The organism is Carnobacterium pleistocenium FTR1 (genome assembly GCF_000744285.1).
Taxonomy (GTDB): Bacteria; Bacillota; Bacilli; order Lactobacillales; family Carnobacteriaceae; genus Carnobacterium_B; species Carnobacterium_B pleistocenium.
In genome coordinates this window covers 1,137,585-1,154,787 of the sequence record NZ_JQLQ01000002.1, presented here as the reverse complement: position 1 = coordinate 1,154,787, position 17,203 = coordinate 1,137,585, and the positions used below count along the sequence as shown (strand labels likewise).

General features: G+C 35.6%; 16 protein-coding genes. 5 read left to right on the top strand and 11 right to left on the bottom strand.

Annotation, left to right across the window (positions count from 1 at the left end; genetic code table 11):
• Window positions 1-100: 100 nt before the first annotated feature.
• From BP17_RS05565 to BP17_RS05535, 7 genes are all read right to left on the bottom strand, one after another.
• Window positions 101-1,066: a general stress protein gene (locus BP17_RS05565; RefSeq protein ID WP_232219604.1), complete on the bottom strand. Its 966-nt coding sequence runs from the start codon at window positions 1,064-1,066 to the stop codon at window positions 101-103.
• Window positions 1,067-1,221: 155 nt separating this feature from the next.
• Entirely contained in the window at window positions 1,222-2,091 is an 870-nt protein-coding gene (locus BP17_RS05560; protein WP_156956003.1) for an SDR family oxidoreductase, read from the bottom strand.
• Window positions 2,092-2,250: 159 nt separating this feature from the next.
• Entirely contained in the window at window positions 2,251-3,126 is an 876-nt protein-coding gene (locus BP17_RS05555; RefSeq protein ID WP_035052467.1) for a general stress protein, read from the bottom strand.
• A 174-nt stretch (window positions 3,127-3,300) separates the two neighbouring features.
• Window positions 3,301-4,458 carry a cation diffusion facilitator family transporter gene (locus BP17_RS05550; RefSeq protein WP_232219603.1) on the bottom strand — a complete coding sequence of 386 codons (1,158 nt, stop codon included), beginning with the start codon at window positions 4,456-4,458 and terminating at the stop codon, window positions 3,301-3,303.
• 15 nt (window positions 4,459-4,473) lie between these two features.
• Window positions 4,474-4,800 (bottom strand): ArsR/SmtB family transcription factor, encoded by a 327-nt coding sequence (locus BP17_RS05545; protein WP_232219602.1) that lies wholly within the window; start codon window positions 4,798-4,800, stop codon window positions 4,474-4,476.
• A gap of 115 nt (window positions 4,801-4,915) precedes the next feature.
• Window positions 4,916-5,671: a hypothetical protein gene (locus BP17_RS05540; protein WP_035052464.1), complete on the bottom strand. Its 756-nt coding sequence runs from the start codon at window positions 5,669-5,671 to the stop codon at window positions 4,916-4,918.
• 131 nt (window positions 5,672-5,802) lie between these two features.
• Window positions 5,803-6,735, bottom strand: coding sequence for a competence protein ComK (locus tag BP17_RS05535; RefSeq protein WP_035052461.1), 933 nt, complete (start codon window positions 6,733-6,735; stop codon window positions 5,803-5,805).
• A gap of 238 nt (window positions 6,736-6,973) precedes the next feature.
• Between BP17_RS05535 and BP17_RS05530 the strand changes: the two genes are divergently transcribed.
• The 4 genes from BP17_RS05530 to BP17_RS05515 all read left to right on the top strand — a co-directional run bounded on the left by BP17_RS05530 (window position 6,974) and on the right by BP17_RS05515 (window position 9,444).
• Complete coding sequence (locus tag BP17_RS05530; RefSeq protein ID WP_035052459.1) at window positions 6,974-7,177, top strand: DUF1659 domain-containing protein; 204 nt, start codon at window positions 6,974-6,976, stop codon at window positions 7,175-7,177.
• Between the two features lie 56 nt (window positions 7,178-7,233).
• Window positions 7,234-7,458 (top strand): DUF2922 domain-containing protein, encoded by a 225-nt coding sequence (locus BP17_RS05525; protein WP_035052457.1) that lies wholly within the window; start codon window positions 7,234-7,236, stop codon window positions 7,456-7,458.
• A gap of 94 nt (window positions 7,459-7,552) precedes the next feature.
• Window positions 7,553-8,656 carry a peptidoglycan-binding protein gene (locus BP17_RS05520; protein ID WP_035052455.1) on the top strand — a complete coding sequence of 368 codons (1,104 nt, stop codon included), beginning with the start codon at window positions 7,553-7,555 and terminating at the stop codon, window positions 8,654-8,656.
• A gap of 119 nt (window positions 8,657-8,775) precedes the next feature.
• Window positions 8,776-9,444 (top strand): deoxynucleoside kinase, encoded by a 669-nt coding sequence (locus BP17_RS05515; protein WP_035052453.1) that lies wholly within the window; start codon window positions 8,776-8,778, stop codon window positions 9,442-9,444.
• Window positions 9,445-9,676: 232 nt separating this feature from the next.
• Here BP17_RS05515 and BP17_RS05510 read toward each other — a convergent pair whose 3' ends face one another.
• The 4 genes from BP17_RS05510 to BP17_RS05495 form a co-directional block, all read right to left on the bottom strand.
• Entirely contained in the window at window positions 9,677-10,828 is a 1,152-nt protein-coding gene (locus BP17_RS05510) for a mannitol-1-phosphate 5-dehydrogenase (protein ID WP_035052450.1), read from the bottom strand.
• Window position 10,829: 1 nt separating this feature from the next.
• Window positions 10,830-11,270, bottom strand: a complete 441-nt coding sequence (locus tag BP17_RS05505) for a PTS sugar transporter subunit IIA (protein ID WP_035052448.1) — start codon at window positions 11,268-11,270, stop codon at window positions 10,830-10,832.
• 21 nt (window positions 11,271-11,291) lie between these two features.
• Window positions 11,292-13,385, bottom strand: a complete 2,094-nt coding sequence (locus BP17_RS05500; protein ID WP_084676295.1) for a BglG family transcription antiterminator — start codon at window positions 13,383-13,385, stop codon at window positions 11,292-11,294.
• Window positions 13,386-13,483: 98 nt separating this feature from the next.
• Entirely contained in the window at window positions 13,484-14,890 is a 1,407-nt protein-coding gene (locus BP17_RS05495; protein ID WP_051910554.1) for a PTS mannitol transporter subunit IICB, read from the bottom strand.
• A 460-nt stretch (window positions 14,891-15,350) separates the two neighbouring features.
• Here BP17_RS05495 and glmS point away from each other — a divergent pair, with 460 nt between their 5' ends.
• Window positions 15,351-17,159: a glutamine--fructose-6-phosphate transaminase (isomerizing) gene (gene glmS / locus BP17_RS05490; RefSeq protein ID WP_035052440.1), complete on the top strand. Its 1,809-nt coding sequence runs from the start codon at window positions 15,351-15,353 to the stop codon at window positions 17,157-17,159.
• Window positions 17,160-17,203 lie beyond the last annotated feature (44 nt).

Sequence of the window (17,203 nt, the reverse complement as noted above, 5' to 3'; positions counted from 1 at the left end):
ACATAAACCAGAGACAAACATATGTTCAGGAAATAGAATTTAGCGAAATCTAAAAAAAGCGACATAGACCTAAGTCTGTGTCGCTTTTTACAGTTCTTTATTAATTCGGGAAGTCTCTTTTTGGATCATTTCTTGGTTGACCTGACAGTGTACTGCCATCAAAATTTGGTAAATCTAGTTCTTCCTGGTTAGGTGAACTAGGGCCACTTGGTTCATTATTTGATACTGGTCCGCTAGGAGGTGTACCTTGTAATGGATTGTCATTAGGGTTGTACTCTTGATGTTTTAATGGATCGATTGGAGGACTAACCACGTCTCTAGTGTCATCTCTTCGATCTTGTTCTTTGCTGAACGGGCCACTTGATGAGTTGTCATCTTGATTGTCTTGCAATCTAGGCTTTTCTCCATCTCTAATAGATTCTTCCATGGCGTTATCCTCCTCAATTGTTTCAGGAACAGTCGTATCCGTTAGATCAGATTTAACGTTAAGACTCTCATTTGAGTTTTCTTGCTCAGAAAAATAAGTTTCTACTGGCACTTCTGCATTGTTTAATTGGTCACTACCATCATTCGCAAAGGTCTCACTGTCTGTCGGTTCAGAAGCATTTCTTATTTCACGGACACCTTGTCCAGCTTGACCCACAACTCCTTCAGGTGCAGTTGAATGATTGTTGGTTTCATTGGCTTCATTAGTTTCATCAGCAAGAACAATGTATGCTCCATTTTTCAATGACTCATTGTATTGTGCAGCACTGGAATGATCGATACCATGATTTTCTAATGCTAAATTGTTATCTGTATCAACAAATAATTCTTTGAATTTTTTCCAATTTGCTTTTTCATCCTCTTGTTCTTTAGAAACTTTAGCGACTTCTACACCAGTCTGTTCGTGGATTACTGAAGGATCTTGATTGGTCGTAACAATTTTTATACTGCTAGTAGGATGATTCTCTGCAATCAATTGCTCTACACAAGATGTTGTTTCTTGTATAGTTGAAAATGATCCGATAACGACTTTACTCATACCTAACACTCTCCTTTTATTAGCATCTTTTTCCTTAGCCATTTCCTCCATGAATAGTTAAATAAAGAGTAAAAAAGGCTAACTTTATTGCTGTATATAAACTGTAACAAATGAAAAAAGAGTTTTCAAAATAAACGACTTAACTTAGGTTTTAAAGTGCATTTAGTTGCAAATTAATACTAGTTTAGAACTGTTTTTTAGCCATTGATAACTACTCCGCCATTAACATGTAGCACTTGACCAGTAACATAGCTAGAATCTGTACTAGCTAAATAGACATAAGTTGGTGCTAATTCAAAAGCTTGTCCAGCACGCTCGATTGCTCCACCTTTACCCCAGCTTTTCAATTGCTCTTCAGTAAAGGTAGCAGGAATAAGAGGAGTCCATATTGGACCTGGTGCAACACCATTAACGCGAATTTTTTTCTCAATCACTTCACTATTTTGCGAAAGTGATCTAGTAAATGAAGTAATTGCACCTTTAGTAGCTGAATAATCTAGCAGATGGGCACTTCCACGATATGCGGTGATTGAAGTCGTGTTAATTATGGATGCTCCTTGCGGCAAATGGGGCATTGCTGCTTTCACAAAATAAAATTGACTGAAAATATTGGTTCTGAATGTTCGTTCTAATTGATCTGCTGTAATATCGCCAATTTTTTCTTGGACATGCTGCTCACCAGCATTATTGACCAAGATATCTAAATGACCCCATTTTTCAATTACTGTGGCTACAACTTTCTCAGCATAAGACTCTTGGCCTACATCGCCTTTAAATACTAAAGCTTTTTGTCCAATTTTTTCAATGCGATTTTTTGTATAAGTTGCGTCTTCTTCTGATTCCAAATAACCTATTGCAACATCTGCGCCTTCTTTGGCAAAAGCAATTGCTACAGCTTGACCAATACCACTATCTCCGCCAGTAATGATAGCTGTTTTTCCTTTCAATTTTCCGGCTGCTTTATAATTAGGATCTTCTGTTTGCGGTTCAGGATCAATATTTTTACTTTCATCATCTATTAAATAATCGTCTTTAGGTTTTTGGATAGCTTTTTCGTTCATTGTCATAGCTTTTCCCTCCTTGATTTATTTTCACGACTAGCATAGCAACTCAAGAAACTGAATACAAATAAAGTGCCTTACCTAAAGAAAATAAGTTATCCGATAGTGCACTAACGCAAAAAAAGAGGTTGAGAAAAATAACTCAACCTCTTTTTACTTTTGTAATTATTTAGTTTCTTCTTCATCTTGTTTAATCGATTTCCCGCCAGCTTCTTCAAATTGATCGCTATAGTAGGCGTCACTTTCTGGTTGTTCTGAATTTTGCTCTGGCCTTACTTCTTCTGTTTTCCCAGTTCCATTTACATGAGCAGTTCCAGTAGCAGAATTTCCGCCATCTACTACTCCTTTACTGACATTATCCGGGTAAACATGTCCTTCATTTTCAGCTACTACAGTCGCTTCATCACCTGTTAATTCAGGGTCATTTTCAAGAGAAGAATCTTTTAGTTCTTTATTTACAGATGAAGATTGTCTGTCGGGAGCCGTAATAGAGGCCCCTTCAATATCTTCACTAGCAGATTGAGCTTTAGTGGGATCAAATTGTTCTTCCTCACCAGGAGCTGGTTCCATTTTTTCTTTAGTAGGAACTTTTGCAGGTTCTTTTGCTGCGATGATTGCTACATCCTCGCTGTTGCCATCTTCCGTTCCATTTAATACCTCTTCAGTCACACTAGATAACCGTTGATTGTTGGACGGACCTGCACTATTAACGAGGATGACGATTTCGCCATTTTCTAAGGCTTCTGCATAATGTTTCCCTGGGTCTTCTTCAACACCATACTCTTCTAACGGGTTAGATAGTTCATCGGAATTGTATCGACCAAAACTAAAAGTCTGCTTCAGTTTTTCCCATAAGGACAGACCTTCAGAAGGGTCTACTGCATCCACTTCAACTATTGTTAAGTCTTCTAATTCACTCTCATTCTTTTCATCGGTTACGATAATGATTTCATCAGCTACATATCCTTCGTTGATCAATCGTTCTACTGCACTTACCGTTTCTTCTTTTGACGTATAGGTTCCTTCTACTTTTCTATCCATTAAATTCACACTCCATTTCATATTAATAGTGTTAAAATTTTTGAATTTTCACTACGCTATTCTTGTTCAAATAAGTTTTTTAATACCTTATCCACTTATCTTCATGATAGCAAAATTTCATAGCACAAGCAAAGAAGAAGCCTTTGCTTGTGCTATGAAATAAGCTTACCTTTTTTATTGAATAAAAAATTCTTTATCAACTACGATTTCAATAGTAGAGTGAGTCACATTTGCATCTTTGATCAAATAACGAATTTCTTCTTTAACTTGCTCCTGTTGTTTAGTATCTTCCGTGTTGACATAGATAGTTATAGCAACAGCATTTTCTTCGCCATCAATTGACCACATGTGAAAATGCGAAACAGCGTGCACGGAATCAATGAGCTTCACATTGTTTTCTAGTGCTTTGATGTCCACCCCTTTTGGCACAGCTTCAAGAAAAATTGCTGCATTTTCTAGAAGACCTGGAATAGCTTTTGATAAAATATAACTAGCAATCACTAGTGATAAAATAGGATCCAAGATAAACCAATCAGTAAAATTCAATACAATACTGACAATTAAAATACCTATCCAACCTAAAACATCTTCCAACATATGCAAATTGAGTACTTTTTCATTTTTTGATGTACCTCTACTGATCAACCAGGCAGCGTAACCATTGATCCCAATTGCCACAATTGAAAGCCAAAACATCCCATTTGCATTTACCGGTTGCGGATCAACTAACAACGGGATACTATTCATTATAACTAATATAGACCCTGCTATTAAGATAACAGAAGTGATCAATGCACCCAAAAGTGAAAAACGTCTATGTCCAAAACTATATCGTTCATTCGCTTCTTTCGTAGAGATTTTTTGGAAAAATAAGGCTAATCCGATTGATAAAGAATCCCCTAAATCATGTACTGCATCAGATAGGATAGCTGCACTATTAAATAAAGCACCCAGAATAAATTCAGCTATCGAAAATGTCAGATTTAGTATAAAGACAATTTTTATATTTTTAACGGCCTTACTGCTGCCTGTAAAATCATGCTCCTGAGCATGATGGTGCTTCTTTTTGGTGATTCCCTTCTCTAGATGATCATGGGCGTGTTCCGATTTAAAAACTGATTCTCCATCATTTTGAGTTACTTCTACAATTTGTACCTCATCAGATAATAAAATTCTTTTTACAGCTTGCATATCTATTTCTTCAGGAAGATATAAGTGACTCGTGGAATAATTTAAACGGATCGTTTCCCCATTTTTCAATTGCTGTAATCGTGCTTCCATATTTTTAGCACAATTGGCGCAGTGTAAACCCCGAACAGTATACTGGTTCATCTTTATTCCTCCTCATTATAAATGACTATCAATTTTTTCCCGTGAGTGCAAAATTACTTGCTTTAGAACGCTGTAAACATGATCATCTGTTTGGCTATAGGCTATCGTTTTTCCTACTCTTCTGGATTTCACCAAACGAGCCGACTTCAAAAGTTTTAATTGATGCGAAACAGCTGATTGCTCGATAGCTAAAATTGAGGCTAACGTCCCTACATTTATTTCTTTATTTTCCAACAAATATAGGATTGAAAGGCGCGTTGGATCGCTTAACACTTTGAATGTTTTACTAACTTTCGAAACTGTTTCACCATCTAGCAACAACTCTTCTTCTTTACTAAACATAGACTGCATGCTCCTTTCATATGTAAATGTATTCATATGAATATTATATCATATGTTGGGCGATAAAAAAAGCCGGAATCTTTCTTCCGACGGCTTAACTTCATTTTATAAAGGGCTAATCATCTTCACCCATTTTATCTATGATTACCTCATCTGTTTTATTTTGTCTGGTAGACTCTATTGTAATCAAAATTCCATCCTTTTGTTCTTCCAGATACACCTTATTATTAATAAATTCAGCAACTTTAAGGATAACTTTCTGACTATAAAAATCAACAGCAAATGCAACCAATTTATCCGCCTCTAAATGGTATTCATTCATATGATGAGTCAGCCTGTAATTGTATTGAATATTGTCTCCCTTGATCAAATCATTTTTTATTAAATCTAATATTTGGAGATAACAGCAATTTTCATTCGTTACCGTTGTTGGAGGATTGATCAACTTAAAGTTCATATCAGCCGATTCAACATTTCCATTTCGCTTTTCATTTGTTGCAATGACGATTTCGTTTGGAATGTTTTCAATCAACCCTAACTTATGCAAGTATGCCTCACCTGTTAGATAGCCATAAATATTTCCCGTCTTATCCTCTACATAAGTTCTTTCGATCAACTCAACGCAATCAATACCTGATTCTTCTGTCTGTTCTATTCCATCACGATAATAGACACCCGTTCCAAAACGCTTTAATCCTTTATCGTCTTTTACCATTCTCATTAAAATAACATTCACATTTTTTCTTACTTGTTTGTGCTCTTTATCATTATCAGCATACTGTTCTATGTAATGCATAATATCGGAAATGAAAATTGGACTGCCAATATTTTGATTAACAATATACAGTTGTACAAGTTTCGTTAAATTCATAGGGACCTACCTCCTTGTTCATTTTCTGATTTAAAAAATGATACTGGATTTAAAATTCTTATTAAAGAACAATTTAAAGAACAATTTTGATTTTACAAAAATAAAATGCATTCTGCAAGATAAACTAGTTTTTATTCATTTGATTTAAATGTTAATGTAACCAGGATATCATTTAAATTAGGATGATCGTCTCCTAGAATTGACGTTAACAGCTGTTCTTTTATGACTTTTTTAAGATTGTTGGATTGACTTTGGATGGATAACGCATATCGTTCTAGGGTTATCTGATCTACCTGGTTAGAAAATGAGCCTACATTTAAATCGGTTTCTTTAAAATAGAATAAATCTTGCATGGAATATTTATTCAGCAACATTTCTTTTGCAAACAGCTGTTGACAACAACTTAATGCTGTTCCTTTTCCTGCTTGATTCAAAAAATGCGTTCGTTCAGTTACCACGCTAATATTAGTTTGATTTTTAAAATATAAACGGATGTCGTTTGATTGCTCAACCACTTCGTATTGACTAACATGATGTAGAGCAAACCAACTACTAGTTCCTCTCATTGAACTTTTTTCCGGTATAAAAACTGCTTCACCTATCACATAAGGGATTTTATAATAAAAGCCTAACAAATGACCTACTGACCGTACTTTTTCATAGGGGACCCCTGTATGATCAATAAAACGTTTTATTAGATCTTTTGATGTTTCTTTGGTTTTAAGTGGATAAAGATTAGATTGAAAAACGATTGTATTGAACGACGATAACGAGTAATGACTAATATCCATCACATAGAACGTCTGGTAATCAAGTGAAATTTGATTTTGCTCAATGCTTCTTTTCAACCACTCCTCTACTGTGTTCGTTTTCTCATATATTATTTCTAAAAGGTCAGTTTTATTAAGACTAGTTATTTCTTCTTCATCAAAATAGTCTGTTTCTATATGATTTTCTTGTTGACACAGACATTCTTCTAAAAAATTACAAACAAGACTCTCTAATTCGCTGTTCCAAGTCTTTTTATTGAAAAAATAGTCATCTTGAATAGTGTAATCTTTCAAGCTTGTATCCTCATTTCCATCACCCTATTTAATATATAACAATTGTAATCGTTATCAAACTAAAAAGCACGTTTTTTTTTAGCAAATTTAACTAAACAGAAAACCCAATAAATCTGTGTACTTTTTTTCATTCTTTCAAACATAAGGTAACACTCTATTCTTTCTAAACGTTATTAAAAGTGTAAGATGTCATGACAAAAACTTACACAGCACCTAACTATATAAGGAGGAATTAATTATGCAAAAAGAATGGACAAAAGGGTCAATCGAAGTACATTTTGAAGATGCAGCAAATGAAAAAACAGTATCACGCAACTACCCTAATGCAATTGCTGCGGTTACACCGGAACAAGTTGAAGGTTTTACGGCTGCTTTAGAATCTCTAACTAGCTTCCCATATTTAGAAACAGTCATGGTTGAAGAATATACCTACACTCGTTAAGCACTAAAAGCACATCATCTTTGATCAATTTAACTATAAGAGGAGGAAAAAAAAGTATGGCAAAATCATTGGAATTAAGATTCGGTACAAGTTTAGGAAAGACAAAGGCAATGAGCGTAAAAGATCCAATCCTTAACTTAACAGCAGAAAAAGCTCAGGAAGCAATGAATTCCATCATTTCATTAAATATGTTTCAAATTGAAGGTGCCAATCCCTATGCCACTGTAGTAGGCGCACGCTACGTTGAACGGGTCGTAAACGACATCTTTGAAGCAGAATAACGGTTAATGAAATACAATTAGACTAGCTATCCAGCTTAAAAATAGGATGAGACAAAAGTCTCATCCTATTTTATTTTCCAAGGAGGAATTAAAAATGACGCATACGATTGAAAAACAACTCTTGCCAATCATTCAAAAAAAATTGCTCAGTAACAGTTTTGTTATTGCTCATGAATCTGGCAATACCAAAAATAGTGGTCCATTTTCTTTAGAAAATGAAATTGCTTATATGAAAAAACAAGCTTTAGCAAATGGTGCTTTCACCAGTCATTGGGTCGGTGGTGGCGGAAGAATCATCCAAATTGCTCAAACAGGAAAAATACAATTTGGTGCGGGGAAACTGGCAAATCCGCATGCTTATGCCCAAGTTGAATTAGCTCGCACAACAAACTTAACTTGGTTTCAAAGAGACTATCAGGCTTATATATGGCTTTTACAAAAACTTGCAGCTGAAGCTGGTATCCCACACACATTAAATTCTGGTACAACGCTCTCCTCTAAAGGCATTAAAACGCACCATTGGATTTCCCGTCATTTAGGAGGCACTACTCATACAGATCCTGACACTTACCTTTTGCAGCAGAATATTTCACTCGCACAATTTTCCAAAGATTTGGCTAAGACTAATCAAACTGCCCCTACACCCATACCCACCGTTTCTAAACTGAATCAATTGTATCATCTTGTTGTGAAAGGCGATTCGTTGTGGAGTATCGCTAAAACATACCACACGACCCTTACTTGGCTAAAAATGATCAACAATTTATCTTCTGAAACTATCTTGATTGGTCAAAACCTGATTATTTCAATGGAACAACCTAAAGCAACTACCTTATCTCAAAATGATTTGATCAAACTAGTCCAGAAAAAACTTAAAATCGAACAAGACGGTCTTTTTGGACCGTTAACAAAACAAGCACTAATAAAACTCATCCAGCAAAACAATGGTTCTACTATAGATGGCTATTGGGGTCCTAAAACAGCTTCAAAAATGAGAATCTTAAAAAACAGATCGACTGGGCAGGATGTGTATGCAGTTCAAGCTTTTTTACTAGGAAAGAGATATCCTCTAATTGGTATGCCAGATTCTTATTTTGGACTTAACACAACTCAAGCAGTTAAAAAATTCCAAACGACTTGTGGCCTTCTATCTGACGGTATTGTTGGTCCAAAAGCATGTCAAAAACTATTTTCTTAATATTTTGATCCCTATATGTTTCGAAATTCACAGAACTGATTCTTTAAAATATGGTATACTAGCATTCGAAAAAGAAACAAAAAGAGGACATCGGTCTTTGATAGGAGTGTGGCCGCTATATGGAAGGGGAAAATAAAGCTGTGATTGTTTTAGCTGGTATGATTGGTGCTGGTAAAAGTACCTATACAAAATTTATTTCTGACGCATTAGGAAGTGACCCTTTCTACGAAAGTGTGGATGATAATCGGATTTTGGAGAATTTTTATGAAAATCCTGAACGTTGGGCTTTTTCCCTGCAAATCTATTTTTTGAATACTCGTTTTAGAAGTATCAAGGCAGCTTTTAAACACGAAAACAATGTATTGGATCGCTCTATTTATGAAGATGCATTATTTACTCGTATCAATTATGAAGAAGGCAATATGAGTGACGCTGAGATGGATACTTATTTAGATTTATTGGACAATATGATGGAAGAACTTGATAACATGCCTAAAAAATCTCCAGATCTTTTGATCTATTTACGAGGTTCATTAGATACTGTTTTAAACAGAATTGAAAAACGTGGCCGTACCTTTGAACAAATTGATGGAAATGATAGTTTATTAGACTATTATACTCATCTTCATGGTCAATACGATGGTTGGTTTAACGATTACGATAAAAGCGAAACATTAGTGATTGACATCAATCAGTATGACTTAGAGAAATCAGAAGACGCTGCAAAAGTAATCAATATGGTTACAGAAAAATTGGCAGAAGTTCGAAATAAAGAGTCTATCCGTTAGATAATTAATATAGAAGAAAGGGTCGAGACTTTTGTCTCGACCTTTTCTTTTGATACCCAATCCGATAGTTAGCCTAAAATATGCCCACATTACAGACTCAGTGCCTGCCTTATTTAAAAAGAGTTGAAATTGATCTGCAACGAAAAGGTTGAGCGTTAATTTGGCGTTACTCTTTACAAAATAAAGACAGCCTAGATTCCATTATGCTGGTTTCTAGACTGCCTTTATTTATTTATTTTTTGTTTAATTGCGTATATTCTTTAACGATTTTTTCAATCAACACTTCATCTTTTAATTGTGTCACTTTACGAATGACTGCTTCAACAGACTCATTTTTCAACAATTTTTCTAACTGTTGGCTTTCCTCATCATTAGCATCACGATACACAAGTGCTTTAGCTACTGTTTGAATCAAGTGATCCGTTTCAAGGCCTCTTTCATTCGCTTCTCGAATCGGACGGATAAATCGTTCGTCATAGCCTAGCTTACGCATTGGCGTTCTAGCTACACGTGTTATATCATCCGAGATATATGGATTAGCAAAACGAGAAAGAATTTTAGCAATGTACGCTTTGTGTTCTTTAGCATCAAACTGCCATTTGTTGACCATTAAGCCTCCCGTTTCAGCTAAAACATTTTCAACTTGTTTTTTGACTGCTTCATCTTTTAAAGCTTCATCAATAGTCTTGTATCCTTCATATTTCCCAACATAAGCTGTCGTTGCATGCCCAGTATTTACTGTGAATAATTTTCTTTCAATAAATGGTTCTAATGCAGCTGCATAATGAACACCGTCTAAATGCAAAGCTGTGTTTTTAAGTTTAGATTCGTCTATGACCCATTCTTTATAGCCTTCTACTGACACAAACAATTTGTCTTCATGAGATTGTAACGGAACGATTCGATCAACCGCCGCATCAGGAAACCCGATATATTGATCAACATAGTCTATATCTTCTTTGTCTAAATGCTTTAACACTTCTTCTTTAAGGAATGTACTGCCGCCAATCATATTTTCACACGCAATAATGTCGATTGGTTGAGTTACTTGGTTAGTTCTTCTTTTTTGAATGCCTTTAGCAATCAAAGGTGCAATGTATGGTAAAATTTTTGGACCGATAGCCGTCGTTATAATCTCTGCCTGCTCAAAGGATGCGATCACCTCTTCTGGATGAGTCCCATTGTTTATTCCATAGACATTGTCTACTTTAATTTGAGGAGTACCCTCTTGAGCTAATTCAATCGTGTATTCTTTTTTATCATTTAAAGCATCAATTATTTCTTTGTTTACATCAACAAAAGCAATCTTAAATCCATTTTTATTCAAGACTTCCCCAATGAATCCTCGGCCAATGTTTCCTCCGCCAAAATGAATAGCTAGCATATTATTCAATCCCTTCTAGTAATTCTTTGATTTCATGTTCAGATGAAGCGTCAGCTAATTTGACAACATTTTCGACATCTGAACAGTAAATAGCAATTTTTGAAAGGATATCTAAGTGTTCATCACCTACACCTGCAATTCCAAAAACAATTGTTACCAACTTTTCTTCTTCAGGGGTACCAAAATCTATTCCACCCGGAATTTGAACAATAGAGATACCTGAATTATTGATCAAGTCTTTTGAATTTTCAGTACCATGTGGGATGGCAATAAAATTCCCCATATAAGTGGATACATTTTTATCACGCTTGATCATTTCATCGATGTAACCTTCTTTTACGTATTGACCTTTTACCAAAATTTCTCCTGCTGCACGAATGGCTTCCTCTTTTGTGTTGAAAGATTGGTTTAATTTAATACTGCTTTCTTCTAAAATATTCATAGTTTTTTGCTCCTTATTTTTTCATTTTTTTAATTTATCTAAAAATAAACTGCTTAAATAATTGTTTAATAACTGCTTAGAACCTGAATTGAAAATCTCCATTGTCAATTGACTGTCAACAATAGCCGAACTGATAGAACCCAATATTTCTTGTGCATTCTCACTTAACGGATCCGGACCCAGCATCATTAGCACCCTGTGCATCTGCATAGGCTGTCGATCGATTCCGAGTACTTCGATTGGCGTTGCCAAATCATATATTGAAAAAAAGGCTTTTTTGATTGCCGGATCAATACAATGAAACAATGCCATATTTGTATTAGGAAGTCCAATAGGAGCTAGATCTATTCGCTGCATCAGTTTACCAGCTACGTGCTCGCTATCGGTTAAAATCTCCCCAGTTAAACTATCACAAATAGCTAAAATAGCTGGCTGCAATTCTTTTATTCCAACTGTTTGATGCACATCGAAATTTTCTAACACGCTATTCGCAATCGACAGTTTTTGGTAAAATTCTTTAAATCTCACTTCATCTGTTTGATTGGCAAGAAATACTTTTTCTATGACTGCTCTTCCTTTTTTCTTTTCAGCTATGATTTGACGAATATACAATTGAATACTTTTTATCTCATTATCCATTAACAAGGGGGTCACAACTTTGTATTCCGTTTCAAATCCCTGTAAAAAAATGGTCGATAAAATCAAATCGTATTCATTAAAGTCAATTCGATGCAGTTTTGAGATCCTAGAAATTTCGATGACCGTTATTTCAGGAATGTATTTACGTATGCGACTTTCTAATATTTTTGCAGTTCCGACTCCACTTGAACAAATAACCAAAGCTTTCAATTCTTGAATTTTAGGTTGCCTTTCAAAAGCTGAAGCAAAATGGATCACAATATAGACGATCTCATTTGGTAAAAAATGAACCGTTGGAAAAACTTGTGTCAGATTTCCTTTGACCGCGAAACTCAACTGACCATATTGAGTGCTGATTTTTTCTAACAACGGGTTATTGCTCTCAGGCATCGGTGCAATCGCTCGTTTGATAGCCGCTGAAATATGTGCCTGAAGATCTTGAAAAAGAGTCTCATCCTGATTGAAATTCCATTTCATTTCAATCGAGACTAGACGAATCAACTCTCTCACCTTATACCCTAAGTCAGCATCGTACTCTTCTGAAAAAAAATCATTGCGTAACGGCACATTCAACCCTTGGATTTGAAGACCTAAAAATTGGATTTCTTCTATAGTTACTGTTAAGCCATATAATTTCTGCAAAAAATCATAAATAGCCGTAGCTGTTTCTATACTCTTTGATTGATCATTATCAGTTAATGATATCGTAGGGGCAAAGGAATGAATTTGATGTCCCTCACGCAATCTCATAATAGAAACACACAATAAAATAACTAATCGCTGCAATTGACTGTCTGTCACTTCTTCAAAATAATGTTGCCCAAACTGTTTAACAACAGCGTATACATGGTAAAGATCTTCTTTACTTAGTTGCTTCAAAAAAGGATTTTGTTCTCCGACCCAGTCTGGGACTTCGGTTTTCGACTCATTTTCCATTAATTGAAAAAAGTCATATTCATTGATCTCACTATGAATCAATCCACTGATAATCAAACGCCGACTGCTTTCTGAAGCAACGGCTTGAATGCCTTTAGCCTTTTTACGTTCAATGTCAATTTTATACGCCTTAAACACTTCTTCGATTGAAATTAAATCAGCTTGGATCGTACTAATACTGACTTGAAGATCTAGAGCAAGGGATTCCATTTTCACTTCATGTTCTTGCATCAACAACTTAATCACTAGAGTACTTTGGCGTTGTTGAGCCGTTAACTCTTCTGGTGAAGCATTCAATTGTTTCTGCAATTCGCTAAATAAAGCTGGCTTTCCAATAAGCCGGTAACCGGTATCTAGTTCACGAATCAATTTGATTTGATACTTAGCTAATGTACTTTCAAGACTCGCTATTTCTCGATAAATCGTTCGACTGCTTACCTTTAATTCATCCCTCAAATAATCTAAGGTGATGCCATTCCGTTGTTCGAGTAAAATTTCAATAATATTTTTTTCTCGTTTGGAAATGTACAAATTTTTCATCTCATTCCTAGACAAGATTTAAACAGATAAAAGCAGTGAATCAAAGCTCACCGCTTTTATCCCTAACTTATTTGCATCTTATTGTCTAGATAAGATGCTTATAATTGATTTTTCAAATTCTCAACAATTTCTTCATATTTAGGACTGTTCAAGAAATTGTCTACTGAGACTTGTGTAGCACTTGGTGTTTTTTGTTTGGCACGTGCTGTTAATTCTTTTTGTGTGATTACCAATAAGCCGTCTTCATCTTTTAAATTACCGATTGATGCATTGGTTACAGAAATATCTAAGCCAGCATCTTTTACTTTTTTACGCATAATAGAAGCTCCCATTGCGCTTGATCCCATACCAGCATCACAAGCAAAGATAATTCTTTTGACATCTTGTTGTCCAACAAGTGAAGCATCATCTGCTACCATTGTTTGAGTTGTTGAAGTTTGGTTAACTCCTTTTGATTCTGCTTTACGTGATTGACTTTCATTTACTTTTGATGAAAAATTATCTTCTTCAATACTTACTTCAGATTTGTCTGATTTAAGAATCAACATAGCAACTAAGAATGAAACGATTGTTGCAACAAGTACTCCCATAACAACGCCGAGGTAGCTTCCTCTTGGTGTCATTGCCATTATAGCGATAATTGACCCTGGAGAAGCTGCAGCTACTAAACCTGAACTAAAGATTGTATTTGTAAACGTACCAGCAATCCCACCTGAAATTACAGCAAGAAATAATGCGGGTTTCATCAATACATATGGGAAATAAATTTCGTGGATCCCACCAATAAAGTGAATTAAAACTGCACCTGGTGCAGAAGCTCTAGCAGCACCTTTTCCAAAGAGTGAGAAAGCTAATAATAATCCTAAACCAGGTCCTGGATTAGCTTCAAGTAAGAACAAAATAGATTTTCCTGCTTCTGCCGCTTGTTCGGTACCTAATGGTGTCAATATACCATGATTGATAGCGTTATTCAAAAACAAAATTTTTGCAGGTTCGATAAAGATATTTGCTAGAGGCAATAGTCCTGCATTCACGATCCAGTCAACGCCACTTGCAAGTGCATTTGTTAAGGCTGTTACAAAAGGTCCAACAGCGTAAAAAGCAATAATAGCTAATATAAATCCGATAATTCCACTTGAGAAATTATTGACGAGCATTTCAAAACCAGCTCTAATTTTATCTTTAAAAAGGTCATCAAATTTCTTAACCAAGTATCCGCCTAAAGGTCCTAAGGCCATCGCTCCAATAAACATTGGCACACTAGATCCTACAATAACACCGATCGTTGCGATTGCTCCTACAACTGCTCCACGTTGACCGTATACCATGTTTCCTCCAGTATATCCGATTAAGAGTGGCAATAAGTATTTCAGCATTGGATCAACCATTGTAGCTAGCTGTTCATTGGGCCACCAACCTGTTTCAATGAATAACGCTGTAATGATCCCCCATGCGATGAATGCACCAATATTCGGCATGACCATACCACTCAAATAACTTCCCATACGTTGAATGGCTGCTTTTGTACCTTTTTTTTCTGTTTGTTCTGTTTTTTCTACATGTTCCACGATAATTCCTCCTTCAACTCTTTTTGATAAATTTAGTTTACCGCCCTTTGTATCCGATTACAACGAAGTGTAGTGTTGAGTTTGGCATCGTTTTATTTGTCAAAGGTACCGCTAACACTCCACTGTTTAGTCAAATCCGTTGAACTTGTTCTTAAAAGAGGTCCGACCAAACTGATATAGACCATTAGACCACTTTGTATAAAAAAGTTGACATTTTTTTATCGTTCCCTTATTATTAACCTGTCAGACCGATTCATAACTTTTTTAGTGTATATACCAATTTTAATTATAACCAATAAAATCAACCTAAGAATTGCTTTAATTACCAGATAATAAAACTAAAAAAGTTGACTTCACTATGGAACATTATAAAAAAAAAGAAAGTAGGAATTTAAAAATGTGCGGAATCGTAGGTTATATAGGAAGACAAGATGCAAAAGATATTTTATTACATGGACTTGAACTGTTAGAATACCGTGGATATGACTCTGCTGGTATTTATGTAATGGATGATCAAGATGCAGGCCATTTATTTAAAGAAAAAGGACGTATTGCTGCTTTAAGAGAAAAAGTAGACCATAACGTTCCTGCAAAAACAGGTATTGGACATACTCGTTGGGCAACTCACGGCGTACCAAGTGTTGAAAATGCTCACCCTCATCAATCAAATAGTGGCCGCTTTACAATTGTGCATAATGGCGTGATTGAAAACTACAAAGCAGTAAGAGACGCTTTTCTTACAGACACATTATTACACAGTGATACAGATACTGAAATTATCGTACAATTAATTGCTTGGTATGTTGAAGAAGAAGGATTAGACACAATCGATGCTTTCAAAAAAGCCATCGTTGCTTTAAAAGGGTCTTATGCTTTAGCTTTGATTGACAGCGAAAAACCTGATGTTGTTTTTGCAGCAAAAAATAAAAGCCCATTGTTATTAGGTAGAGGAGACGGCTTCAACGTCATCTGTAGCGATGCTATGGCAATGATCAAAGAAACGAATCAATTTGTCGAACTAATGGATGGCGAAATCGCTACTTTAACAGTGGACGATATCAAAATTGAAACATTAGCCGGTGATGTAATCACTCGTGCTTCATACACTGCATTATTAGATGCAAATGATTTAAGCAAAGGTACTTACCCTCACTATATGATCAAAGAAATTGATGAGCAGCCTGCTGTTATGCGTAAAATCGTGCAAAATTATCAAAATGATGCTGGCGAACTAGAAATTGACCCTGCTATTCTTGAAGAAATGACTGCCAGCGATCGTATTTACATTATTGCTTGTGGTACAAGTTACAATGCTGGTTGGGTCGGCAAACAAATCCTTGAGAACTTAACAAATATCCCAACAGAAGTTCATCTATCTAGCGAATTTGGTTACAACACGCCTTTATTAACTGAAAAACCTTTCTTCATTTTCTTGTCTCAAAGTGGTGAAACAGCTGACAGCCGTCAAGTACTAGTAAAAATTAATGATTGGAACCACCCTTCACTAACTTTAACAAACGTACATGGGTCTACTCTTTCTAGAGAAGCAAAATATACCTTGTTATTACATGCTGGTCCTGAAATTGCTGTCGCTTCAACAAAAGCTTACACAGCACAAATCGCTGTTCTTGCTATTCTTGGTGAACTTGCAGGCCGCAAAAAAGGTCTTGCTTTAGAGTTAGACATTGCACATGAGTTAGGAATTGCCGCTACTGCAATCGAATCAATTATTGATGAAAAAGAAGTTTTTGAACAACTCTCTGTTACCCATTTAAGCACTAGCCGTAACGCATTTTACATTGGACGCAGTATTGATTACTACGTTGTAATGGAAGCTGCACTTAAATTGAAAGAAGTTTCATATGTTCAAACTGAAGGCTTTGCAGCTGGTGAGTTGAAACATGGAACAATCGCTTTAATTGAAGAAGGTACTCCCGTTATCTCAATCATTACTGATGAAATAACAGCTGGACATACTCGTGGAAATGCACAAGAAGTTATTTCTCGTGGAGCACACAGCATGATTATTTCTCTAGAAGGTTTAGACCAACCAGGAGATGCGTATGTATTGCCAAAAGTACACCACTTATTAACTCCATTGGTTAGTGTGATCCCAACTCAACTAATTGCGTATTACACAAGTTTACACCGTGGAAACGACGTTGATAAACCAAGAAACTTAGCTAAAAGTGTAACAGTTGAATAAACCTATCCCTGTTTATTCTTAGTCAGACAAAAAGCCTGCGATTT